The sequence below is a fragment of the Oceanisphaera litoralis genome (assembly GCF_016907015.1).
GTDB lineage: Bacteria > Pseudomonadota > Gammaproteobacteria > Enterobacterales > Aeromonadaceae > Oceanimonas > Oceanimonas litoralis.
Genome location: NZ_JAFBBE010000001.1, coordinates 119270 through 141418, shown reverse-complemented (window position 1 = coordinate 141418; position 22149 = coordinate 119270). Strand labels below are relative to the sequence as shown.

Sequence of the window (22149 nt, the reverse complement as noted above, 5' to 3'; positions counted from 1 at the left end):
CGTCCCCATATTGCTTAACCTGAGTCGTAGCGACCCTCGACGCTGCTGGGTTGCCCCGTTATAATGCCGCGTCTAATTTACCGCGAAGGCGCTGTTTGTCGCGAAAGCACAGAAGTTGCGAATACAGGGGTTACACAAACACTTGTTGCAACAACACTGCGGTCGCGAAGACCAGTGTCTTCACCAGGATTCAAGCAAGCAGCCCAGGCTGTTTTAAATCAATCACAGGGTCAGCACCACGGTGCTGAAGAAAATTGAGGTAGAAGAATGCAAGTTTCAGTAGAAACGACTCAAGGCCTGGAGCGCCGCCTGACCATTACCGTACCTGCCGACAAGGTAGAAGGCGAAGTGAACAGCCGCCTGCGTCAACTGGCCAAGACCCGCCGTATCGACGGTTTCCGTCCCGGCAAGGCACCGTTGACCGTGATCAAGAAAATGTTCGGTGCCTCCGTTGAAGCCGACGTGGCCGGCGAACTGATGCAGCGCAACTTCTTCGAAGCGGTGATCAGCGAGAAACTGAACCCGGCCGGCATGCCGAGCATGGAGCCTTCCGCCCTGAAAGCCGGTGAAGACTTCACCTTTACCGCTACCTTCGAAGTGTATCCGGAAGTCGCGGTACAGGGTCTGGACGCCATCAGCGTCGAGAAGCCCCAGGCTGAAGTGACCGATGCCGATCTGGACAAGATGATCGACACCCTGCGCAAGCAGCACGCCGACTGGGTTGCCGTTGAGCGCGAAGCCGCCACCGACGACCGGGTGACCATGAACTTCGTGGGCTCCGTTGACGGCGAAGAGTTCGAAGGCGGCGCCGCCGAAGACTTCGTGCTGGTACTGGGCTCCGGCCGCATGATCCCGGGCTTCGAAGAAGGCCTGATGGGCAAGAAAGTCGGTGACGACTTCACCCTGGAAGTGACCTTTCCCGAGGAATATCACGCCGAAAACCTGAAAGGCAAGCCGGCTCAGTTCGCCATTGCCGTAACCAAGGTTGAAGCGCAGCAGCTGCCCGAGCTGACCGAAGAATTCGTCCAGCGTTTCGGCATTGCCGATGGCGCCGTCGACGGCCTGAAGGCCGAAGTACGCAAGAACATGGAGCGCGAGCTGGCTCAGGCCCTGAAAGCCTCCGTGAAAGAGCAGGTGCTCGACGGTCTGCTGGAGCAGAACCCGGTTGACGTACCCAAGTCATTGATCGACAACGAAATCGAAACCCTGCGCAAGCAGGCGCTGCAGCGCTTCGGTGGTATGGATCCGAAGAATGCACCGCAACTGCCGGCCGAGCTGTTCCAGGAACAGGCCGAGCGTCGCGTACGCGTCGGTCTGCTGCTGGGCGAAGTGATCAAGGCCAACGAGATCAAGGCCGACGACGCCAAGGTGCAGGAAATCATCGCCTCAATGTCCGCTGCCTACGAAGATCCGTCCGAAGTGGTTGCCTACTACAACGACAATCCGGAGCTGCTGGAAAACGTGCGTAACCTGGCCATCGAAGATCAGGCTATCGAGCTCGTACTGAGCCAGGCCAAGGTGTCTGACAAGCAGGTCAACTTCGACGACGTGATGAACAAGCCGGGCACTGGCGCTTAAGAACCATTTGACTTAGGCATCAAGCTCTTGCGTATAATGGCCCCAGTGTGAGTGCACTTGGGCCATTTTGTTTTGGGGACAATATCTTATGTCAAATATCCATGATTCGATGACGAGCGGGCCCCTGGCTGCCCTGATCCCCATGGTGGTGGAGCAAACCGCCAAGGGTGAACGTTCCTACGATATCTATTCTCGCCTGCTGAAAGAGCGGGTGATCTTCCTGACCGGTCAGGTCGAAGACCACATGGCCAACCTGATCTGCGCCCAGCTGCTGTTTCTGGAGTCGGAAAATCCGGAGAAGGATATCTATCTGTATATCAATTCTCCGGGCGGCTCGGTCACGGCCGGCATGTCGATTTACGACACCATGCAGTTCATCAAACCGAACGTCAGCACGGTGTGCATGGGCCAGGCCTGCTCCATGGGGGCTTTCCTGCTGGCCGGCGGTGCTGCCGGCAAGCGCTTTGTGCTGCCCAACAGCCGGGTGATGATCCATCAGCCGCTGGGTGGTTTTCAGGGCCAGGCGTCGGACATTCAGATCCACGCCAAGGAAATTCTGTATATCAAAGAAAAGCTCAATCGTCTGCTGGCCGAGCATACCGGTCAGGATCTGTCGATTATCGAGCGCGATACCGACCGTGACAACTTCATGTCCGCCGAACAGGCCAAAGAATACGGTCTGGTCGACGAGGTGCTGTTCAAGCGCGATTGAGCAAAGCGGGGTGGGGTGCTGTACACTCTTTGAACAAGAGGTAAGTAGGCACTCCTCAGCCTGTACGCATACGAGGTGAGTGAATGACTGATAAACGCAAGGGCGAAGGGGATGGCGGCAAGTTGCTGTACTGTTCTTTTTGCGGTAAAAGCCAACACGAAGTACGCAAGCTCATTGCCGGCCCTTCCGTCTACATTTGTGACGAATGTGTCGAGCTGTGCGAAGACATCATTCGGGAAGAGATCAAGGATATTTCGCCGAAGCGGGAAGGCAATGCCTTGCCGACGCCGCACGAAATCCGCGCCAACCTGGATGACTACGTCATCGGTCAGGATCATGCCAAAAAAGTACTGGCAGTGGCGGTCTACAACCACTACAAGCGGCTGCACAACGTGGGCGCGACCGATGGCGTCGAGCTGGGCAAGTCCAACATTCTGCTGATCGGCCCGACCGGTTGCGGCAAAACCCTGCTGGCCGAAACCATGGCTCGCTTGCTGGATGTACCTTTCACCATGGCGGATGCCACCACCCTGACCGAAGCCGGTTACGTGGGGGAAGACGTCGAGAACATCATCCAGAAGCTGCTGCAGAAATGCGACTACGATGTGGAAAAAGCCCAGCGCGGCATCGTCTATATCGATGAAATCGACAAGATTTCCCGCAAGTCCGACAATCCCTCCATCACCCGTGACGTGTCGGGCGAAGGGGTGCAGCAGGCGCTGCTCAAGCTGATTGAAGGCACGGTGGCATCGGTACCGCCCCAGGGCGGACGCAAGCACCCGCAGCAGGAATTTCTGCAGGTTGATACCTCCAAGATCCTGTTTATCTGTGGCGGTGCCTTTGCCGGTCTGGACAAGGTGATTGAGCAGCGCATGGACAAGGGCACCGGCATCGGTTTCGGTGCCGAGGTGAAAGCCAAGGACGATCGTTCTTCCCTGAGCGAAATCTTTACCCGGGTCGAGCCCGAGGATCTGGTCAAGTACGGCCTGATCCCCGAGTTTATCGGTCGTCTGCCGGTGGTCGCCACCCTGACCGAGCTGGATGAAGATGCGCTGGTACAGATACTGTCCGAGCCCAAGAACGCGCTCACCAAGCAATATGGCGCCCTGTTTGCGTTGGAAGACGTAGAGCTGGAGTTCCGTGACGATGCGCTGCGCGCCATTGCCCACAAGGCGATGGAACGCAAAACCGGTGCTCGTGGTCTGCGCTCCATCGTGGAAGCCGTGTTGCTCGATACCATGTACGATCTGCCGACACAGAACGAGGTCGCCAAGGTGGTGGTGGATGAAACCGTGATCAAGGGTGAATCCGCTCCTCTTCTGATTTATCAGAAAGGGGAGACTCAGGCGGCCTCTGGCGACTGAGTGCGTTATTTTTGACCGATTAAAAGGGGCTTTATGCCCCTTTTTCTGTTTTTGCGTGCCTGGTGATTGAATCTGATGATCTCGCCCCCATATACTGCCCAAGCGCTAACATATTGCATTCAAGCCGAGAGGACACTATGACCCTAGAGCGTTCCGAACGCATCGAAACCCCTGTTCTGCCTCTCCGTGACGTGGTGGTATACCCTCATATGGTGATCCCGCTGTTTGTGGGACGGGATAAATCCATCCGCTGTCTCGAGGCAGCCATGGAGCAGGACAAGAAGGTACTGCTGATCGCACAGAAAGAGGCGGCTACCGACGATCCACAGGCCGATGACCTCTATCAGGTCGGTACCATCGCCAATATACTGCAACTGCTCAAACTGCCCGACGGTACCGTCAAGGTGCTGGTCGAAGGCGGCCAGCGTGCCCGCATGGAGGACTTGCGCGAACAGGACGGTTACTTTGTGGCCGAGGCTCAGTACCTGGAGACCGCCGCCCTGGAGGAGCGCGAACAGGAAGTGCTGGTCCGCTCGGCTATTACCCAGTTCGAAAGTTACATCAAACTCAACAAGAAAATTCCGCCCGAGGTGCTGACGTCGCTGTCTGCCATCGAAGATGCGGCGCGGCTGGCCGATACCATGGCCGCGCACATGCCGCTCAAGCTGGAAGACAAGCAGAAGGTGCTGGAAATTGCCGAGGTTGGCGAGCGACTCGAATACCTGATGGCGATGATGGAGTCGGAAATCGACGTGCTGCAGGTAGAACGCCGCATTCGCGCCCGCGTCAAGAAACAGATGGAAAAGAGCCAGCGCGAGTACTATCTGAATGAGCAGATGAAGGCGATTCAGAAAGAGCTGGGCGATATGGACGAGGTGCCCGATGAGTTCGAGGCGCTGCAGCAGAAAGTCGAAGACGCCGGCATGACCGAAGAGGCCCGGCAGAAAACCGACGCCGAGCTGGCCAAACTGAAGATGATGTCGCCGATGTCGGCGGAAGCCACCGTGGTTCGCGGCTACATCGACTGGATGGTTGCGGTGCCCTGGAAGAAAAAATCCAAGGTGAAAAAGGATCTGGCCAAGGCGGAAGAAACTCTGAACGCCGATCACTATGGCCTGGAAAAGGTCAAGGAACGCATCATCGAGTACCTGGCGGTACAGAGCCGGACCAGCAAGCTGAAAGGGCCCATACTGTGCCTGGTCGGGCCGCCCGGCGTCGGCAAGACCTCGCTCGGCCAGTCCATCGCCAAGGCTACCGGTCGTAAATACGTGCGCATGGCGCTGGGCGGTGTGCGGGACGAGGCGGAAATTCGTGGTCATCGCCGTACCTACATCGGTTCCATGCCCGGCAAGCTTATTCAGAAAATGGCCAAGGTGGGCGTACGCAATCCGCTGTTCCTGCTCGATGAAATCGACAAGATGGCGTCCGACATGCGTGGCGACCCGGCGTCGGCCTTGCTGGAAGTACTGGATCCGGAGCAGAACCACAGTTTCAACGATCACTATCTGGAAGTGGATTATGACCTGTCGGACGTGATGTTCGTGGCCACCTCCAACTCCATGCATATTCCGGGTCCGCTGCTGGATCGGATGGAAGTGATCCGGCTGTCGGGTTATACCGAAGACGAAAAACTGAACATTGCCAAGAACCACCTGCTGTCCAAGCAGATCAGCCGTAACGGCCTGAAAGAAAGCGAAATAGTGGTGGAAGATTCGGCGATTATCGGCATCATTCGTTATTACAGCCGTGAGGCCGGGGTGCGTAATCTGGAGCGGGAAATCTCCAAGCTGTGTCGCAAGGCGGTGAAGGAAATACTGCTCAATAAAGACATCAAGCAGGTGGTGATCAACCAGGATAATCTGAAAGATTACCTGGGTGTGCAGCGCTTCGATTACGGCAAGGCCGAAGAACATAACCAGATAGGCCAGGTGACCGGCCTGGCCTGGACCGAAGTGGGGGGCGAACTGCTCACCATAGAGGTGGCCAACGTGCCCGGCAAGGGCAAGCTGGCCTATACCGGCTCCCTGGGCGACGTCATGAAAGAATCGGTGCAGGCGGCGATGACGGTGGTGCGTTCCCGCGCCGACAAGTGGCGCATTAACAGCGACTTCCACGAAAAGCGGGATATTCATGTGCACGTGCCGGAAGGGGCGACCCCGAAAGACGGCCCGAGTGCGGGTGTGGCCATGTGTACCGCGCTGGTGTCCAGCCTGACCGGCAACCCGGTGCGCGCCGATGTGGCCATGACCGGCGAGATCACCCTGCGCGGCGAAGTGCTGCCCATCGGTGGCCTCAAGGAAAAGCTGCTGGCGGCGCGGCGTGGTGGTATCAAGCGGGTACTGATCCCGAAAGAAAACGAGCGGGATCTGGAAGACATTCCGGCCAACGTCAAACAGGATCTGGAGATTCATCCGGTACGCTGGATAGAGGAAGTACTGGAATTGGCGCTGGAACAGCCCCCGGAAGCCTTTTCCGTGGCCACGGCCTGAGCTTTTTCGCCGTAACCCGTGGTTTCAGGCTTGTCAGCAGCCCTGACTCGCAGTAGCCTTGGGTGAAATTATGTGGCCGACCCCCGACATGGACGATGCCGGGGGTCGGCAGAGCGGCGCTTGATAAGCCGATGGGCGCTGTCATCCATCAATAACAATATCGAAGTTAAGCTTGTGTCGGCTGCTCAATGTCAGCCGGCCAACGTAAAAACGACAAGGGGAATGACTGTGAATAAATCTCAACTGATTGACAAGATTGCCGACGGCGCCGACATCACCAAGGCTTCTGCCGGCCGTGCGCTCGACGCCTTTGTTGAGGCGGTGACCGAGTCACTGCAGGAAGGTGATCAGGTGTCTCTGGTTGGGTTTGGTACCTTTGCCGTGCGTGAACGTGCTGCCCGTACCGGCCGTAATCCGCAAACCGGTGCGGCCATCGAGATTGCTGCCGCCAAGACGCCCGCCTTCAAGGCCGGTAAAGCACTGAAAGACGCGGTTAATTAAGCGACGCTTTTATTGGGCTTTTGGGTCCGGCAGCTCATGACTCGAAAGGCGCATCACAAGGTGCGCTTTTTTTTTTCGGGGCAGGCGGCATTACCCTCTATCGGGAGTAACGACACCTTATGTTTTTTGACAAATTAAGAGCGGGTGCCCAGGGCACCGTCTCCAAAGTCATTCTGATATTGATTATCTTATCTTTTGCTCTGGCCGGCGTAGGCAGCTATGTCACTCGGCCGACGGTGGAAGTGGCCGCCGTGGTGAACGGTGACGACATCAATGCTCAGGCGCTGGAAAACGCCTATCGCAACGAGCGAGCCCGGCTGGAAAATCAGCTCGGGCCCCAGTTCAGCCAGCTGCTGGGCGACCCCCAGTATGTGGCGCAGATCCGTCGTTCGGTACTGGAGCAAATGGTTGAACAGCGATTGATCGACCAGAAGGTGCAGGAGCTGGGTCTCTATGCCAGCGATGAGCAGGTACGCAATGCCATCCGCGCCTTGCCGGAGTTTCAGCAGGACGGCCGCTTCAACAACGAACGCTACCTGCAACTGCTGGCTCGCAGCGGCATGAGTGCCGAACAGCTGCGCGACAGCGTGCGCCAGGACTTGAGCCGCCAGCTGTTGCTGAATGCGCTGATCGGCTCGGGCTTCAGCCTGGAAGCCGAAGCCGGCTGGCTGGATCGACTGAGCCGTCAGCAGCGGGATGCCGAACTGGTGCGCCTGCCACTGGCCGACTTCAGCGCCAGGATAGAGCTGACCGAAGATCAGGTGAAAACCTACTATCAGCAACAGCCACAGCAGTTTCAGCGCCCCGAGCAGGTGAAAGTGGATTACCTGCTGCTGGATGCCGATGCGGTGTCGGCCGAGGATATCGACGAGCAGGCCATCGAGGCCGAATACCAGGCCAACCTGGCCAGCTATAGTCAGCCCGAGCAGCGCAAGGTCGCCCACATCATGATCAACAAGGGGGACGATGCCGAGCAGACCATCAAGGCCATCGGCGAGCGTCTGGCCGCCGGCGAGTCGTTTGCAGCGCTGGCTCAGGCGGAGTCGGATGATATCTTCTCCGGTGCTCAAGGCGGTGAACTGGAGTGGATGGAACAGGGGACCCTGGATCCGGCCTTTGACCAGGCGGCCTTTGCCCTGACCAAGGTCGGTGAGGTTTCTCCCGTGGTCGAGAGCGAATTCGGTCTGCACCTGATCACCCTGCTGGACAAGCGCGAGAGCAAGACCAAACCGCTGGCAGACGTGCGCGATACCATTGCCCAGCGTCTGGCGCAGGAACAGGCGGCCAACGCCTTTTACGAGCAGGAACAGCGCCTGGCCGAGCTGGCCTTCGAGTTTCCCGACTCGCTGGACATGGCGGCACAGGAACTGGGTCTGACCGTGACCTCGACCGATTACTTCTCCGTTGAGGATGCACCGGCTGCGCTTCAGGATCCGCGTGTGCTGACTCAGGCATTCTCCATCGATCTGCGTGAGCAGGGCATGAACTCGGAACTGATTGAGCTGGGCAGCAACAAGGCGCTGGTGATTCACGTGACCGACTATCGTCCGGCGGCGGTACGCGACTTTGATGAAGTGCGTGCACAGGCGCGGGAACTGACGCTGGCCGCCAGGGCCCGCGAACTGACGGAACAGGCGGCGGTTGAATTGCAGCAGGCCTGGGCGGCCGGCGAGCAGCAAGCCTGGTTGGAACGGCATGGGCTGGCGGTGACAGAGCTGAAGGGCGTGACGCGCGAAAGCGAGCAGGATCCGGCGGTGCTGGATGCCCTCTTTGCCATGCCGGCGCCGCAGGAGGAGCCCAGCCTGCACGGTGTGGCGCTGGCCGGTGGCGATCAGATGGTGCTCAAGCTGAACGCGGTCAGCACCCCGGAATCGCCCTCCGAGTTGCTGGCACAAATCCGCCAGGGGCAGAGCGGCCTGCAGGGGCAGCGCGAATATTTGAGCCTGATCGGTGCGCTCAAGGCATCGGCCGATATCGAGTATCGTCAGTCGACAGCCCAGAACGACGACTTCTGATAACACTTAATAATACAAGGCGCTTCGGCGCCTTTTTTCTTTCATGCTTGCCGCCTCTGTCCGGAAGAACCTTATTGCCAATATCCATGTGATTTGATAATAAAGAGTTGTCGAATTGACGAAATTGGCTTTATAGACTATCAAAAGGTTCAATGTGGGGCGTCGGACCTGTTTGTGTACCGGCAGGTTTCCTTTTCATCAGCATCTTCGCTATGATGCCAAGCTTGGGTAAAGTGTTATATGATAAGCATGTTAACGCAGTCGGAGATCATCTTTTGATTAACGTATTCCTGGTTGATGACCATGAGTTAGTGCGCACAGGGATCCGACGCATATTAGAAGACGTCAAGGGAATGAAGGTGCTGGGCGAGGCCAAAAGCGGCGAAGACGCCGTGCAATGGTGTCGGGAACAGCATCCGGACGTCGTATTAATGGACATGAACATGCCGGGCATCGGTGGCCTGGAAGCCACCCGCAAAATATTGCGTTTTAATCCGGATGTAAAAATCATCGTCCTGACCATTCATACCGAAAATCCCTTTCCCACCAAGGTAATGCAGGCGGGAGCCTCCGGTTACCTGACCAAGGGAGCCGGGCCGGAAGAAATGATTAACGCCATACGTCTGGTGCACAGCGGCCAACGTTATATTTCGCCGGAAATAGCCCAGCGCATGGCGCTGAGCCAGTTTTCCAACGAAGAAAACCCGTTCAAGCAGTTATCCGAACGAGAACTGCAGATCATGTTGATGATTACCAAGGGTCAAAGGGTCACCGATATATCCGAGCAGCTTAATCTGAGCCCGAAAACCGTAAACAGTTACCGGTATCGATTGTTCAGCAAGCTGGATATTAATGGTGACGTGGAGCTGACCCATCTGGCTATTCGTTACGGCATGCTGGACGCAGAAAAGATTTAACGGCTGATGAGTCAGTCCTTTGATAGCAAAGCCTTTCTCAAGGTAGTCACGGAACATCCCGGCGTTTATCTGATGTTTGATGAAGCCGGGGCCATTATTTACGTCGGTAAAGCCAAAAACCTGAAAAAACGGCTGTCTTCCTATTTCCGCACCCATGTCAGCGGCGAGAAAACCCGCGCCCTGGTGCGCCAGATCCATGATGTACAGGTAACGGTCACCCACACCGAAACCGAAGCGCTTATTCTTGAGCACAACCTGATCAAGCAGCATCTGCCACGCTATAACGTATTGTTGCGTGACGACAAATCCTACCCCTACATCATCATCACGGACCATCGCCACCCGCGTATCGGTTTGCACCGGGGGGCGCGCAAGAAAAAGGGCGAATACTTCGGCCCCTATCCCAACGGCGCGGCGGTGCGCGAAAGCCTGCACCTGATGCAGAAGCTGTTTCCGGTGCGCCAGTGTGAAGACAGTGTCTATGCCAACCGCTCTCGCCCCTGCCTCATGTATCAGCTCAAGCGTTGTGCCGGCCCCTGTGTCAGCGGCCTGGTCAGCGACGAGGAATATGCCCACCAGCTGCAACTGGCGCGGCTGTTTCTGCAGGGCAAGAACCAGCAGGTGCTGACCAATCTGGCCGACAGCATGGAGCAGGCAAGCCAGGCGCTGCGCTTTGAAGAGGCAGCCCGGTTTCGGGATCAGTTGCAGGCCCTGCGCCGGGTGCAGGAACAGCAGTTTGTGAGCGGCAATGTGCTGGACGATCTCGATGTGATCGGCCTGGCGGTCTCCCGCAGCCAGGCGTGTGTGCAGGTGCTGTTTATTCGCCAGGGCAAGGTGCTGGGCAGCCGCAGTTATTTCCCCAAAATGCCGCCGGATACCGACGGAGAAGAAATACTGCAAAGCTTTATACTGCAGTTTTATCTGGCCGGCATCGGCGGCCGGGAAGCCCCCGCCGAAATTCTGCTCGACCACAGCCTGCCCGATGAAGAGATACTGGGCGAGACCCTGAGCCAGCATTATGGCCGCCGCATAAAAGTGCGCAGCCGTACCCGCTCGGAACGGGCGCGTTTTATCAGGCTGGCCCGAACCAATGCCGAGACCGCGCTGGCCAGCCGACTGGCCCACAAGAGCACCCAGCGCCAACGGCTGCTGCAGCTGGAAGAGGTGCTGGCCTGTCCGCCAGTGACCCGCATGGAATGTTTCGATATTTCCCACACCATGGGCGAGAAAACCGTCGCATCCTGCGTGGTATTCAATCAGGAAGGGCCGCAGAAGAGCGAGTATCGCCGTTTCAACATCAGCGGTATTACCCCCGGCGACGACTACGCCGCCATGGAGCAGGCCCTGAGCCGGCGCTTTCATCAGGCGGATATCGATAAACTGCCCGATATCCTGTTTATCGATGGCGGCCTGGGGCAACTGACCAGGGCCGAAGAGGTCATTGCCCGTGAGCTGGCCGACAGTCCGCGTCAGCCGCTATTGATAGGGGTGGCCAAGGGCGTGACCCGCAAGGCGGGGCTGGAGACGCTGATCATGGGTGGCAGCCACGACGAACGGCACCTGCCGGCAGACATGCCGGCATTGCACCTTATTCAGCATATTCGTGATGAATCACACCGTTTTGCCATTAGCGGCCATCGCGCCCAGCGGGGCAAGGCGCGCACCACCAGTACCCTGGAGACCATTCCCGGCGTGGGGGTCAAGCGACGACAGGCGCTGCTGAAGTATCTGGGGGGTATTCAGGAAGTAAAACGGGCCAGCGTGGATGAGCTGGCCAAGGTGCCGGGAATAAGCCTGGCGCTGGCAGAAAAAATTCACGATGCGTTGCATCACTGAGCCGCATCATGCACCATGTAGCGGCATGATCCACTGGCCTGAAAATAATGATAAATATTCCTAATTCTCTGACGTTTTTCCGACTTCTGCTGATCCCGGTATTCATAGTGCTGTTTTATCTGCCGGTGGAGGGGGCTTACCTTTGGGCGGCGGCGGTATTTACCTTTGCCGCCATAACCGACTGGCTTGATGGTTTTCTCGCTCGCAAGCTGGAGCAGAGCACCCCCTTTGGTGCCTTTCTCGACCCGGTTGCCGACAAGGTGATGGTGGCGGCGGCCCTGGTGATTATCGTCGAGGATTACAGCAGCCCGCTGGTGACCATTCCCGCCATGATCATGATAGGGCGCGAAATTATCATTTCGGCCCTGCGCGAGTGGATGGCCGAAATCGGCCAGCGCTCCCAGGTGGCGGTGAGCTGGATTGGCAAGTGGAAAACCACCATTCAGATGCTGGCACTGATCGGCCTGATCTGGCAGCAGAGCCTTTACATGATCTGGGGCAGCTACGGGCTCTTGTATGTGGCCACCGGCCTGACCCTGTATTCGGCTTACGATTATCTTAAAGCCGCCTGGGGCGACCTGACCCGCCCTGCCTGACCCGGTATTATCTGCCCGAGCACCAATGAAGCAGGGCAGAGGGATAAGCAGCCAGAAACTGCAGTAAAACAGGCATTTACGCATAAAAAATGTGCGAACGGCACAATAAAGACAGATTACAGTTGACTGCGCGACGGCCATCATTAGAATGCAACGTCATCTGAAAGACCTCTTTTATGGCGCGTTAGCAAAGCGGTTATGCAGCGGATTGCAAATCCGTTCAGTCCGGTTCGACTCCGGAACGCGCCTCCACTTCTTCTTCAAGAAGCATCTACTGCCCGGATGGTGAAATCGGTAGACACAAGGGATTTAAAATCCCTCGCTCGTAAGGGCGTGCCGGTTCAAGTCCGGCTCCGGGCACCATATTCAACAAAAAAGCCGTTCCAACAGCGAACGGCTTTTTTGTGCCCGACGTTCCTGTTTTCTGCCGACACTCATACCAATCTAAATAAAAATATGATCTATTTTAAAGCTGGGCACGAGAGGCAACAGAGTCACCTCCCTCGACACGCCACTGAGCTAGCCATCTTTGCTGGGTAACGGCTGCGAATATTCACTGGATATTCAGCCCATTACCCAACAAAGATATGCGGCAGCAAGCTGCCCCATGGGGGATCGGAAATGCCATTCATGGCATCGCAAACTCGTGTTATTAGGGTGTGAGAACTTGAGTAATACTATTTTTCTCTTTTATATCAATAACCTACTGACAATCGTCAACAGGCCCTAATATGTTCGCTCTCTTTTTTGTGTGTAATGGTGTGTACTAGTTGCGTTTTGTGTGTGCGCGTGTGTATAGTTATCACACTTGATTAGGAGGTTAAATGACGTCAGGTGACCTGATCAAGGAATTGAAGTCTGCAGGCTGCGAACTTGAACGGCAAGGGAAGGGGAGCCACCAGGTATGGTACTCGCCGATTACGGGAAAAAAATTCGTCGTCCCGCATCCTAAAAAGTCGTTACCTGTGGGAACTCTCAAATCCATTAAGAAAGCGGCGGGGATTTAATCCCCCCTGCTCCTTGCCTGACATAGTTTTAGCGGAGGTACTTATGTTGTTTTCAGTCGGTGTTGAATATCCGTCACATGATGGGGAGGCGCTCGGCCTGGTAGTGCCTGCGCTATGCAATGATGACTATGCCTGTTTTAGTGCTGCCGACAGCGAAGAACAAGTAAAGGTGATGGCCACCGAAGCCATTGCCATAGTGGTGGAAGAAATGGTGAGTAACGGTATCAGCGTCGATAGCATCAAAGATTTGGGGCCGCGTCATTATCGACAGTTAGCAGACTACGATCACTGCGATGGCTGGTTACTGCTGGACGTGGATTTAACCGAGTTTATGGGTAAGCCGAAACGCATCAACGTCAGCTTGCCCGATGGTCTTATTCAACTGATTGATTCCCGAGTGAAAGCGTCACATGGGGAATATAAAGATCGCAGTCACTTTCTGGCGGTGGCCAGCCGTCACGAACTGGAAGAGCGAAGCCTCTGACACATAAACACCAAGCCCTTGCCGGTTCTCAACAGGCAGGGGCTCAGTTTTTTAAGAGTGCCAAGTGTGACCGGTCACAGCGCCAAACGCTCGGGATAGTTATCACTTAGCTATAGAGCCGCATCTCCAGTACGCTGGTGATAGAACTGCCATTCCAGCAGTATTCAAAATGCTTGGCTTGGCAGAGTTCGGTGATAAGTCTTGGCTTGAAAAGCACAAAACAGTCATTCCCGGCATGCCTGACCGAGCGGTATTTTAATCCATCAGCACCATTACTACGATGCTCGTTCGCGAACGCCTGGCTGTGGCTGTAATCGGTTGGGTGGTAGAGGTTGGAAGACAAATGCTGCGTATCGGTAATGTCTACCAGGCCGGCACTAAACCGAGCGAAAAGAGAGCGCATTTGAATGCGTTGAGCCGGCTCATTGGTATAGCCATACAACCGCTCTTGGTGATACAAGGTCTCTTTAATCGCCGTATCGAGCGAGGGGGCACAGTAGTAGCCACCAAAGTCGCCCGTGGTAAAGCGAGCGCCTTCCGGATTGATATGGGTGAACGCGGCCATGGCGTAACTGGCATGAGCTATCCCAACCAGCCAATCTCCTTTGGGCACCAGATTAAGATCGCCGGCTTCTTCTTGTAGCCGCGGATTCGTCATGGCTTCTACCGCATACACGGCTTCCAGCTCGTCAACGGTCGCCACGTCTTCATAGAGGCCTATCGGCGGGTACTTGCTGGGTATCAGCCGGTAGCATTCCTGTCCTTGAAGCTGTGCAACCTGAAGTTCTTCGCTCAAGCCATGCCTCCACGCCAGGCATTCAGTCTTTTGGACACTTCATACAGGTCGGCCACCCGGCCATGAGTCATCACGTCCATCGCGCTCTTGCCTGCAAAGAAGGGGTGCTGGTTGGGCTTGCGTACCCACCCGTAAACACTGTCTTCGGCAGTGAACAGGAGGCGCAGACTCTTATGGATGTTGAGGATATAGCTCATACGCTCCAGTGTGTCCGGGCTTAGACGAATACCCCCATGCATTGCCTTGTATTTGTTCAATGTTGAACGGGAGTGAATACCCAGTAGAGCCAGCTGCTCCTGGGTGGAACAGTGCCATTTGTCTAAAATTTTGAAGACGACCGGAAGCGCCTTGCTCAGGTCTGGGCCTTGCTTTGATTGGGCCGGTAACACTTGTGACATCATGCCACCCTCCTGCAATGCGTAACGCCCGAAGCGATAGCCTTGGGCGCTGGAGTGTTAGTCAACTTAGGTTTACTTTAAGGTTTACTTTAGTTTATTTGTACATAAATGAACAGTTTTGTTCCGGGTGACCGGTCACGGTCCTTTAGGGGATGAAGCAGATTGAAATTCTCTTTTTTATGCTGTTTCGCTGAATTCATCGTGACCGGAAAAATAAAAAGGCGCAATCAGCACCTTTAATAACGATGGAATAGCCGAGGGCTTAGGCCTGTTTCAGAGAAAGCTCGTCGGTCATTTCGCCCAGATCCACTTCATGTCCTTCCCGAACCTGTTCTAGGGTACTACGTAGCAGGCGCTTTTTCTCTGCGTCTGCAAAACGGGTCAGAATTTGCCGTATCAGCGGCTGGTAACCCAGGCCGTTCAGTTCCGCAATCATCTTCAGGTCTTCGATAAGGCCTTTCTGTAGCCTGATTGATATCATCTGTAGTTCCAGAGCATCGTTGATGCTCTGTTCGGTGGACTGTGAGGATACCTTTACCGATGCCTCATCCCGACCGAGTTCCCCGCTTTCCCACGCCTGGTCGGAAGCCGGTACCTTGTTTGCCTTAGGTTGAGTGCTCATGTTCTATCTCCTGCCTTAGTAGGCGTACTTCTTGTAGATGGCCAGCTCTGTGGTGTTAGGTGCATAAGCGGTGCGGATGATGATGTCTCCGCCCTTCGCTATGAACACTACCTTGAGTTTTCGGCCGTAGTCAGTTTCAGCAATGAACCATTGAGTAGGGGGATCTGACTTATGCTCTTCCCGATTATCTTCCAGAAAGGCCCCGTCACGGTTCGCAAATGACTCTAAAATTTCGCGTTTTTCTACTTGGTGTTTATCTCTGAGCTTTTCAGCAATGTTTCTCGATATTTTTAGCACTGCGCAGATCCCTTAGTAAGCCAGCATGGCTCTGTTGCTGGCGACCTTGTATATACAGCGTATATCTTTGATCCGTTCTTATCAATCCGTATTCTTGCCTATTGGGCATTATTGCGGCACCAGACTACCCCGCCATGCAGGCATCGAGTTGTTGATATAACTGCTGCAGTTCCCGGTATACCTGCTGGGTAGTCTGGCCGGTGGGTGCTATCGGGGTAAAGTCATGGTTGTTGAGACCCAGCGCATCTTTTCTGGCCACCCGGATCTGGCTAAAGCCGTAGGTGGTGCCGTTCTGTTGGCCCAGCTCGGCCAGCTGAAAACGTATCCGATACTGACTGGGCAGTATGCCCAGCTCTTTCTTTTCGGCTTCTATGATCCCCTGAGCGTTCAGCACGTCTGTTCCCACATAGCGAATATGCCCGGGCTCTTGTGCGGGTGTCTGTATCAGCTTTCTGGCGCAGGGTTCGGCCTGGCTGGCGGCAAAGCGGGTCGAGGAGAAGAACGACAGGCTCTCCAGTCGGGAGGGCAGCGTCCGGGTGACGGCCACGCCGGGTGTCCGGGCGGATACCCGTTCATCCTGACCGAGGTAGGAATAAAGGGATTCCATGCTGGTGCAGCCCGTCATCAGCAGGGCCGACAGGGCTGACAGGGTACTGAAATAAGGGTTCATCCTAAACCTCCGATGGCTTCCGTCTTGTTGAACCACTTCATAGTGTGGGATCTGGCCCGGCGCAATACAACTTTTTAGCCACCATTGCGCAGCCTTGTTAGCCCCCACTGCACAGCCTTGGGAGCGGCTTATTTCGATGTAGCGGATTACAAGCCCCCCCGACTCGGGCTATCATTAAAGTATTATTCCAGTTCGGGTTTATTATCATTTATGCGTCTTTTACGTGGATTTACTGTTCCAGCCCTTATTTTGGCAACTTTAGTGAATTCAACCCCCGTTACCGCCAATGAACATGGCACCATAGAAAATGTGCTGGCCACCTATGGGCCTTTGGCAGAAATACGCATGAAGCCTTACTTCATGCGTGCCGAGATGACGTACCCACCCAAAGACATAGTGTTGCTGGCTACTAAAGAAGAAAAGGCGCTGGAACTGTGGGCGCGTAATGAGGGTGATTTTACCTTTATTCGCAGCTATCCCATCAGAAAGGCCAGCGGTGGCCCGGGCCCCAAGCTGCGTGAAGGGGACAAGCAGGTACCCGAAGGCATTTACCGCATTACTCACCTTAACCCCAACAGCCAGTTTCATCTGTCGATGCGGCTGGACTATCCCAATTCCTATGATCTGATGCGGGCCGCCAAAGAAGGGCGTACCAATCCCGGGGGCGACATCTATATCCACGGCAAGGCCCAGTCCAGCGGCTGTCTGGCCATCGGCGATATTGCGGTGGAGGAGCTTTTTGTGCTGGTCAATGCCGTCGGTACCCATCGCACTTCGGTGGTGATAGCCCCGCACGACCCCCGGCGTCAGCCACTGGACGGCTTTGCCTCCAATCTGCCACTGTGGGCGGTGGAGCTGTACGGGAATATTTCTCGCGAGTTTGCCAAATATCCGAAAGGCGATATTTGAACTGCCACCGCCAGTCAGCCCCGCCAGTCGGCGGGGCTTTTTCCGATTGAACTGCCCCTTCGATTTGCAAAATCCCCATCGTCTACCAGACTGAGTAACAGTCAATATTGTTATATTTTCTGGCCACTTAAGGAGTCGAACCATGTCAAACGAAGGCTACCATGAGCCCATCGACGAGCTGAGCGATGAAACCCGAGACATGCACAGGGCCATTACCTCGCTGATGGAAGAGCTGGAAGCGGTCGACTGGTACAATCAGCGGGTCGATGCCTGCAAGGATCCCCAGCTGAAGGCGATTCTGGCCCACAACCGGGATGAAGAGAAAGAGCATGCGGCCATGGTGCTGGAGTGGATACGCCGCCGGGATCGGGTGCTGGACAAGGAGCTGAAGGAATATCTGTTCACCAAAGGCGGCATCTGCGATCACTGAGGTTAATACTGTGAGGGGTAAGGGGTAAGGGGTGAGGGGGAAGGTGTGAGGGGGAAGGTGTGAGGAGGGGGGAGGAGAACAGTGTTACCGGCCGAGCTGGCGCTGTTTTGTAGATGCCACTTCCGTTCCGGGCTCATGTTGGAATTCGCTGCGCTCATTCACAACCTACAGCCCAATCCAAACATCGGGGTGTTTTTGTAGCCGGCGCTTCAGCTGCCGGATCAGACGGTGCCGATGCCGCAGATATGGCGTTGTTTTCAGCTTCGCGCCGGCTGAAGCGGCGCCTACAATGTAGCCTCACGCCTCAATATTTCAATGCCCCAGTATCTGGCTTAAAAACAGCTTGGTCCGTTCCGACTCCGGATGGTGGAAGAAGGTCTCGGGATCGTTTTCTTCGATGATTTGTCCTTCATCCATAAAAATCACCCGATCCGCCACGGTGCGGGCAAAGCCCATTTCGTGGGTCACGCACATCATGGTCATGCCTTCTTCCGCCAGTTCGATCATCACGTCCAGTACTTCCTTGATCATCTCCGGGTCCAGCGCCGAGGTGGGTTCGTCAAACAGCATGATTTCCGGATTCATGCACAGGCTGCGGGCGATGGCGACCCGTTGCTGCTGGCCGCCGGACAGTTGCCCCGGATACTTCTTGGCCTGGTCCTGAATCTTGACCCGGGTCAGCAGTTTCATGGCGACCTCTTCCGCTTCCCTGCGCGGCGTCTTGCGTACCCATATCTGCGCCAGGGTGCAGTTTTCCAGCACCGTCAGGTGCGGAAACAGGTTGAAGTGCTGGAACACCATGCCCACTTCCCGGCGGATGGTTTCGATATTCTTGACGTCGTTGGTGAGCGGGGTGTCCCGCACTATGATGTCGCCCTGCTGATGCTCTTCCAGCCGGTTGATGCAGCGGATCAGGGTCGATTTACCCGAGCCCGAGGGGCCGCAAATCACGATGCGTTCCCCCTTGGTCACGGTCAGGTCGATATCGCGCAGTACATGAAAGTCGCCGTACCACTTGTTGACGCCGCGCAGGGTGACCATGGCTTCCTTGTTTTGTGTTTCCATTCTTCAGCTCCAAATGCCGGTTGTATGGCTAGCGTTTCTTGTGGCCGGTGTGCAGCTTGCGCTCCAGATACTGGCTGTACTTGGACATGCCATAGCAGAATACCCAGAACACCAGGGCGGCAAAAACATACCCTTCGGTGGCGTAACCCAGCCAGTTGGGATCGGCCAGACCGGCCTGCACTATGGCCAGCAGGTCGAACAGGCCGATGATCAGCACCAGGCTGGTGTCCTTGAACAGGGCGATAAAGGTGTTGACGATGCCGGGAATCATCATCTTCAGCGCCTGGGGCAGCACGATCAGCAGCATGGTCTTGCCGTAGTTCAGCCCCAGCGCCGAGGCCGCCTCGCTCTGCCCCTTGGGAATGGCCTGCAGGCCACCGCGCACCACTTCCGCCATGTAGGCCGACTGAAAGAAGATGATGCCGATCATGGCCCGGATCAGCTTGTCCAGCGACAGCTCTTCGGGCACGAACAGCGGCAGCATCACCGACGACATGAACAGCACCGTGATCAGCGGCACCCCGCGCCAGAACTCGATGAATACCACCGACAGGCTGCGTACTATCGGCATCTGCGAGCGGCGCCCCAGCGCCAGCAGGGTGCCGATGGGCAGGGCAGCGATAATGCCGACGATGGCGATGATCAAGGTCAGGGTCAGGCCGCCCCACTGATGAGTGGGCACCAGGGTCAGCCCGAACCAGCCGCCGTAAAGCAGCAGGTAGGCAATAAAGGGGAATACCAGTACCAGGAAGGGTGCCAGCCACATCTTGGCGGGCATTCTGGGCAGTGCCAACCACAGCAACTGCAGCACGAACAGCACGAAGGTCAGGTTGATGCGCCAGATTTCATCCGCAGGATAAAAACCGTAGGTGAACTGCTGCAAGCGGTTGCCGATGAACACCCAGCAGGCGCCGCCGCTGACACAGGCCTCGCGGCTGGAGCCTATCCAGTCGGCCTTGAGCAGGGCCCAGTCGAGGGTGGGCACCAGCAGCAGATACAACACATAGAGTCCAACCAGGGTGGCAATGCTGTTGAGCGGGCCGGAAAACAGGTTGGTGCGCAGCCAACCGACCAGGCCGCTGCTGGCCAATGGCGCCGCACGTTGCGGGGTGAGGGTATCTTTGAACATGTTATCTCTCCACCAGTGCCATGCGGCTGTTGAACCAGTTCATGAAGAAGGACACCGTCAGGCTGATGGTCAGGTAGACCAGCATGGTGATGGCGATGACCTCGATGGCCTGACCGGTCTGATTCAGCGTGGTACCGGCAAACACCGAAACCAGATCCGGATAACCGATGGCGGTGGCCAGCGACGAGTTCTTGGTCAGGTTGAGGTACTGGCTGGTCAGCGGCGGAATAATCACCCGCATCGCCTGGGGAATGACCACCAGGCGCAGTGTCAGCGTGTCCTTGATGCCGAGGGCGTGGGCGGCTTCGGTCTGGCCATGGGAGACGGCCTGAATGCCGGAGCGGACTATTTCGGCGATAAAGGCGGCGGTATAAACGGTCAGCGACAGCCACAGTGCCAGAAACTCGGGAATAATGGTCATGCCACCACGAAAGTTGAAGCCGCGCAGTTCCGGGTAGCCCCAGTCCAGCGGCGCGCCGAGCAGCACGAAGGTCAGCAGGGGCAGGCCGATAATCAGCCCCAATGAAATCCAGCCGGCGGGAAAGCGAAGACCGGTGGCTTCCTGACGGCGATGGTTGAAACGCACAAGCCAGGTGGCCAGGGCGATGGCCAGCAATAGTGCGACCCAGACCCAGTGAAAACCGTTGCTCGGTAGCGGCTCGGGCAGATAAAGGCCACGGACGTTAAGAAAGACGCTGTCGCCGATATTGAGGCTGTCGCGCGGGCTGGGCAGGGTGCGCAGCACCGCGAAGTACCAGAAAAACATCTGCAGCAGCAGCGGTATGTTGCGAAACAGCTCGACATAGGTGGAAGCCAGCCGGGAGATCAACCAGTTGGGTGACAGCCGGGCCACCCCGATAATAAAGCCCAGCAGGGTGGCGCCGATAATACCGAGAAAGGACACCAGCAGGGTGTTGAGCAGACCCACCACGAAGGTACGACCGTAGGTATCGACTTCGCTGTAGGGAATGAGCGACTGGGCGATGGCGAAACCGGCCGGATCATCGAGAAAACCGAAGCCGGTGGTAATGCCGCGAGTACTGAGGTTGGAAAGGGTATTGTTGACTATAAACCAGAGAAAGCCGGCCACAATGGCGAGCAATATAATCTGGAACAGCAGGGCGCGTTTGGCCGGATCCCGCCAGAATTTAACATCATGATTCGCCGGTGAGGACATAAGCCCAATCCTCGAATAGGTGAGCAAGGTGGGCGACGCCCTGGCGCCGCCCCCATTTTCCAACAAGGTGCATAAGCAAGAAAACCATCGCCGGCAAGGTGTGCCTGCCGGCGATGGGGCCTGGCTAGCGTATTGGAGGTGCGTACTGCAGGCCGCCTTCGGTCCATAGCTTGTTCAGGCCACGGTCGACTTTCAGTGGCGAGCCCTGGCCCACGTTGGTCTCGAATATTTCACCGTAGTTGCCCACGTGCTTGATGATGCGATAGGCCCAGTCTTTCGGCAGGCCCATGCCCTTGCCGAAGTCGGCATCTTCACCGAGCAGACGACGGATATCCGGGTTTTCGCTGCCTTTCATGCTGTCCACGTTGGCCTTGGTGACACCCAGCTCTTCGGCGTTGACCATGGCAAAGTGGGTCCACTTGACCACGTTGAACCACTGATCGTCGCCCTGACGAACCGCGGGAGCCAGTGGCTCCTTGGAGATCACTTCCGGCAGGGCCACGGCGTCAGCGGGGTTGGACAGCTTGATACGCAGGGCATACAGCTGCGACAAGTCCGAAGTCAGCACATCACAACGGCCGGCTTCCAACCCCTGTATGGTCTGATCCGAGGTGTCGAATACCACGGCGGTATAACTGATGCCATTCTTGCGGAAATAATCGGCCGCGTTCAGCTCGGTGGTGGTACCCGCCTGGATGCAGAGCGCCGCGCCATCCAGCTCTTTGGCGCTGGTGACCCCCAGGTTCTTGTTGATCAGGAAGCCCTGGCCGTCGTAGTAGTTGACCGCGGTGAAATTGACGCCCAAATCGGTGTCCCGGCTCGAGGTCCAGGTGGTGTTGCGGGGCAGCACATCGATTTCGCCCGACTGCAGGGCGGTGAGTCGTTCCTTGGCGTTGAGCGGGATATATTGCACCTTGTTCGGGTCGTTGAAAATGGCGGCAGAAAGTCCTCGGCACAGGTCTACATCCAGGCCCTTCCATACGCCCTTGTCATCGGGGATTGAGAAACCGGCCAGGCCGCTATTGACTCCGCATTTCAGGACGCCCCGCTCCTTGACCGAATCCAGAGTCGCCGCCTGGGCCTGGGTCAGTCCTGCAGCCAGCGCCGCCGCCACCATAAGCGCCGTTTTTCCTTTGCCTGTCATATGTCACTTCCTC

At 56.4% G+C, this 22149-nt stretch carries 22 protein-coding genes and 2 tRNA genes; 15 read left to right on the top strand and 9 right to left on the bottom strand.

Translation table 11 applies throughout. The features are described from left to right. The first annotated feature begins 267 nt into the window (after nucleotides 1-267). The 13 genes from tig to HNR62_RS00580 all read left to right on the top strand — a co-directional run bounded on the left by tig (nucleotide 268) and on the right by HNR62_RS00580 (nucleotide 13499). Nucleotides 268-1578, top strand: a complete 1311-nt coding sequence (gene tig / locus HNR62_RS00640) for a trigger factor (protein ID WP_204794160.1) — start codon at nucleotides 268-270, stop codon at nucleotides 1576-1578. 88 nt (nucleotides 1579-1666) lie between these two features. Beyond that, complete coding sequence (gene clpP, locus HNR62_RS00635; protein WP_204794159.1) at nucleotides 1667-2290, top strand: ATP-dependent Clp endopeptidase proteolytic subunit ClpP; 624 nt, start codon at nucleotides 1667-1669, stop codon at nucleotides 2288-2290. A gap of 83 nt (nucleotides 2291-2373) precedes the next feature. Further along, nucleotides 2374-3654: an ATP-dependent protease ATP-binding subunit ClpX gene (gene clpX / locus HNR62_RS00630; RefSeq protein WP_204794158.1), complete on the top strand. Its 1281-nt coding sequence runs from the start codon at nucleotides 2374-2376 to the stop codon at nucleotides 3652-3654. Between the two features lie 137 nt (nucleotides 3655-3791). Beyond that, nucleotides 3792-6143, top strand: coding sequence for an endopeptidase La (lon, locus tag HNR62_RS00625; protein ID WP_204794157.1), 2352 nt, complete (start codon nucleotides 3792-3794; stop codon nucleotides 6141-6143). Nucleotides 6144-6317: 174 nt separating this feature from the next. Continuing rightward, entirely contained in the window at nucleotides 6318-6644 is a 327-nt protein-coding gene (gene hupB, locus HNR62_RS00620) for a nucleoid-associated protein HU-beta (RefSeq protein WP_338044058.1), read from the top strand. 119 nt (nucleotides 6645-6763) lie between these two features. Next, nucleotides 6764-8659: a SurA N-terminal domain-containing protein gene (locus HNR62_RS00615; RefSeq protein ID WP_204794155.1), complete on the top strand. Its 1896-nt coding sequence runs from the start codon at nucleotides 6764-6766 to the stop codon at nucleotides 8657-8659. A gap of 275 nt (nucleotides 8660-8934) precedes the next feature. Then, complete coding sequence (gene uvrY / locus HNR62_RS00610; protein WP_204794154.1) at nucleotides 8935-9576, top strand: UvrY/SirA/GacA family response regulator transcription factor; 642 nt, start codon at nucleotides 8935-8937, stop codon at nucleotides 9574-9576. Nucleotides 9577-9582: 6 nt separating this feature from the next. Next, entirely contained in the window at nucleotides 9583-11412 is a 1830-nt protein-coding gene (uvrC, locus tag HNR62_RS00605) for an excinuclease ABC subunit UvrC (protein WP_204794153.1), read from the top strand. Between the two features lie 47 nt (nucleotides 11413-11459). Continuing rightward, on the top strand, nucleotides 11460-12008 hold the full coding sequence (pgsA, locus tag HNR62_RS00600; protein WP_204794152.1) for a CDP-diacylglycerol--glycerol-3-phosphate 3-phosphatidyltransferase: 549 nt from the start codon (nucleotides 11460-11462) through the stop codon (nucleotides 12006-12008). Nucleotides 12009-12186: 178 nt separating this feature from the next. After that, nucleotides 12187-12260, top strand: a tRNA-Cys gene (locus tag HNR62_RS00595). Between the two features lie 24 nt (nucleotides 12261-12284). Then, nucleotides 12285-12371 (top strand) — tRNA-Leu (locus tag HNR62_RS00590). 461 nt (nucleotides 12372-12832) lie between these two features. Continuing rightward, entirely contained in the window at nucleotides 12833-13015 is a 183-nt protein-coding gene (locus HNR62_RS00585) for a type II toxin-antitoxin system HicA family toxin (protein WP_204794151.1), read from the top strand. A 43-nt stretch (nucleotides 13016-13058) separates the two neighbouring features. Further along, on the top strand, nucleotides 13059-13499 hold the full coding sequence (locus HNR62_RS00580) for a type II toxin-antitoxin system HicB family antitoxin (RefSeq protein WP_204794150.1): 441 nt from the start codon (nucleotides 13059-13061) through the stop codon (nucleotides 13497-13499). Between the two features lie 106 nt (nucleotides 13500-13605). Here the strand turns inward: HNR62_RS00580 and HNR62_RS00575 are convergent, their stop codons facing one another. The 5 genes from HNR62_RS00575 to HNR62_RS00555 all read right to left on the bottom strand — a co-directional run bounded on the left by HNR62_RS00575 (nucleotide 13606) and on the right by HNR62_RS00555 (nucleotide 16282). Next, a complete protein-coding gene (locus HNR62_RS00575) occupies nucleotides 13606-14295 on the bottom strand; it encodes an RES family NAD+ phosphorylase (RefSeq protein ID WP_204794149.1) in 690 nt (229 codons plus the stop codon). Beyond that, entirely contained in the window at nucleotides 14292-14696 is a 405-nt protein-coding gene (locus HNR62_RS00570) for an MbcA/ParS/Xre antitoxin family protein (RefSeq protein WP_204794148.1), read from the bottom strand. The genes HNR62_RS00575 and HNR62_RS00570 overlap by 4 nt, the downstream gene beginning before the upstream one ends. Before the next feature lie 259 nt (nucleotides 14697-14955). Next, entirely contained in the window at nucleotides 14956-15315 is a 360-nt protein-coding gene (locus HNR62_RS00565) for a hypothetical protein (protein WP_204794147.1), read from the bottom strand. 15 nt (nucleotides 15316-15330) lie between these two features. Next, nucleotides 15331-15612 (bottom strand): hypothetical protein, encoded by a 282-nt coding sequence (locus HNR62_RS00560; RefSeq protein ID WP_204794146.1) that lies wholly within the window; start codon nucleotides 15610-15612, stop codon nucleotides 15331-15333. Nucleotides 15613-15736: 124 nt separating this feature from the next. Beyond that, nucleotides 15737-16282 carry a hypothetical protein gene (locus HNR62_RS00555; RefSeq protein WP_204794145.1) on the bottom strand — a complete coding sequence of 182 codons (546 nt, stop codon included), beginning with the start codon at nucleotides 16280-16282 and terminating at the stop codon, nucleotides 15737-15739. Nucleotides 16283-16543: 261 nt separating this feature from the next. Between HNR62_RS00555 and HNR62_RS00550 the strand changes: the two genes are divergently transcribed. Both HNR62_RS00550 and HNR62_RS00545 read left to right on the top strand, forming a co-directional pair. Next, the gene (locus HNR62_RS00550; RefSeq protein ID WP_338044057.1) at nucleotides 16544-17191 is read left to right on the top strand and encodes a L,D-transpeptidase family protein; all 648 of its coding nucleotides are present in this window, start codon (nucleotides 16544-16546) and stop codon (nucleotides 17189-17191) included. 142 nt (nucleotides 17192-17333) lie between these two features. Next, entirely contained in the window at nucleotides 17334-17621 is a 288-nt protein-coding gene (locus HNR62_RS00545; protein WP_204794144.1) for an encapsulin-associated ferritin-like protein, read from the top strand. Nucleotides 17622-17933: 312 nt separating this feature from the next. Here the strand turns inward: HNR62_RS00545 and HNR62_RS00540 are convergent, their stop codons facing one another. The 4 genes from HNR62_RS00540 to HNR62_RS00525 all read right to left on the bottom strand — a co-directional run bounded on the left by HNR62_RS00540 (nucleotide 17934) and on the right by HNR62_RS00525 (nucleotide 22136). Then, entirely contained in the window at nucleotides 17934-18686 is a 753-nt protein-coding gene (locus tag HNR62_RS00540) for an amino acid ABC transporter ATP-binding protein (RefSeq protein WP_476703914.1), read from the bottom strand. A 28-nt stretch (nucleotides 18687-18714) separates the two neighbouring features. Beyond that, on the bottom strand, nucleotides 18715-19815 hold the full coding sequence (locus HNR62_RS00535) for an amino acid ABC transporter permease (RefSeq protein WP_204794143.1): 1101 nt from the start codon (nucleotides 19813-19815) through the stop codon (nucleotides 18715-18717). A 1-nt stretch (nucleotide 19816) separates the two neighbouring features. Further along, nucleotides 19817-20992 (bottom strand): amino acid ABC transporter permease, encoded by a 1176-nt coding sequence (locus HNR62_RS00530; RefSeq protein ID WP_204794142.1) that lies wholly within the window; start codon nucleotides 20990-20992, stop codon nucleotides 19817-19819. A gap of 124 nt (nucleotides 20993-21116) precedes the next feature. Then, the gene (locus HNR62_RS00525; RefSeq protein ID WP_239552502.1) at nucleotides 21117-22136 is read right to left on the bottom strand and encodes an amino acid ABC transporter substrate-binding protein; all 1020 of its coding nucleotides are present in this window, start codon (nucleotides 22134-22136) and stop codon (nucleotides 21117-21119) included. Between the last annotated feature and the right edge of the window lie 13 nt (nucleotides 22137-22149).

Bases quoted from the DNA above. Each gene is read 5' to 3' on its own strand.
- clpP (WP_204794159.1), top strand. From the start codon at position 1,667: ATGTCAAATATCCATGATTCGATGACGAGCGGGCCCCTGGCTGCCCTG.
- HNR62_RS00545 (WP_204794144.1), top strand. From the start codon at position 17,334: ATGTCAAACGAAGGCTACCATGAGCCCATCGACGAGCTGAGCGATGAA.
- uvrC (WP_204794153.1), top strand. From the start codon at position 9,583: ATGAGTCAGTCCTTTGATAGCAAAGCCTTTCTCAAGGTAGTCACGGAA.
- HNR62_RS00585 (WP_204794151.1), top strand. From the start codon at position 12,833: ATGACGTCAGGTGACCTGATCAAGGAATTGAAGTCTGCAGGCTGCGAA.
- HNR62_RS00535 (WP_204794143.1), bottom strand. From the start codon at position 19,815: ATGTTCAAAGATACCCTCACCCCGCAACGTGCGGCGCCATTGGCCAGC.
- tig (WP_204794160.1), top strand. From the start codon at position 268: ATGCAAGTTTCAGTAGAAACGACTCAAGGCCTGGAGCGCCGCCTGACC.
- HNR62_RS00615 (WP_204794155.1), top strand. From the start codon at position 6,764: ATGTTTTTTGACAAATTAAGAGCGGGTGCCCAGGGCACCGTCTCCAAA.
- pgsA (WP_204794152.1), top strand. From the start codon at position 11,460: ATGATAAATATTCCTAATTCTCTGACGTTTTTCCGACTTCTGCTGATC.
- clpX (WP_204794158.1), top strand. From the start codon at position 2,374: ATGACTGATAAACGCAAGGGCGAAGGGGATGGCGGCAAGTTGCTGTAC.
- HNR62_RS00525 (WP_239552502.1), bottom strand. From the start codon at position 22,136: ATGACAGGCAAAGGAAAAACGGCGCTTATGGTGGCGGCGGCGCTGGCT.
- HNR62_RS00555 (WP_204794145.1), bottom strand. From the start codon at position 16,282: ATGAACCCTTATTTCAGTACCCTGTCAGCCCTGTCGGCCCTGCTGATG.
- HNR62_RS00580 (WP_204794150.1), top strand. From the start codon at position 13,059: ATGTTGTTTTCAGTCGGTGTTGAATATCCGTCACATGATGGGGAGGCG.
- HNR62_RS00530 (WP_204794142.1), bottom strand. From the start codon at position 20,992: ATGTCCTCACCGGCGAATCATGATGTTAAATTCTGGCGGGATCCGGCC.
- lon (WP_204794157.1), top strand. From the start codon at position 3,792: ATGACCCTAGAGCGTTCCGAACGCATCGAAACCCCTGTTCTGCCTCTC.
- HNR62_RS00565 (WP_204794147.1), bottom strand. From the start codon at position 15,315: ATGAGCACTCAACCTAAGGCAAACAAGGTACCGGCTTCCGACCAGGCG.
- HNR62_RS00540 (WP_476703914.1), bottom strand. From the start codon at position 18,686: ATGGAAACACAAAACAAGGAAGCCATGGTCACCCTGCGCGGCGTCAAC.
- HNR62_RS00570 (WP_204794148.1), bottom strand. From the start codon at position 14,696: ATGATGTCACAAGTGTTACCGGCCCAATCAAAGCAAGGCCCAGACCTG.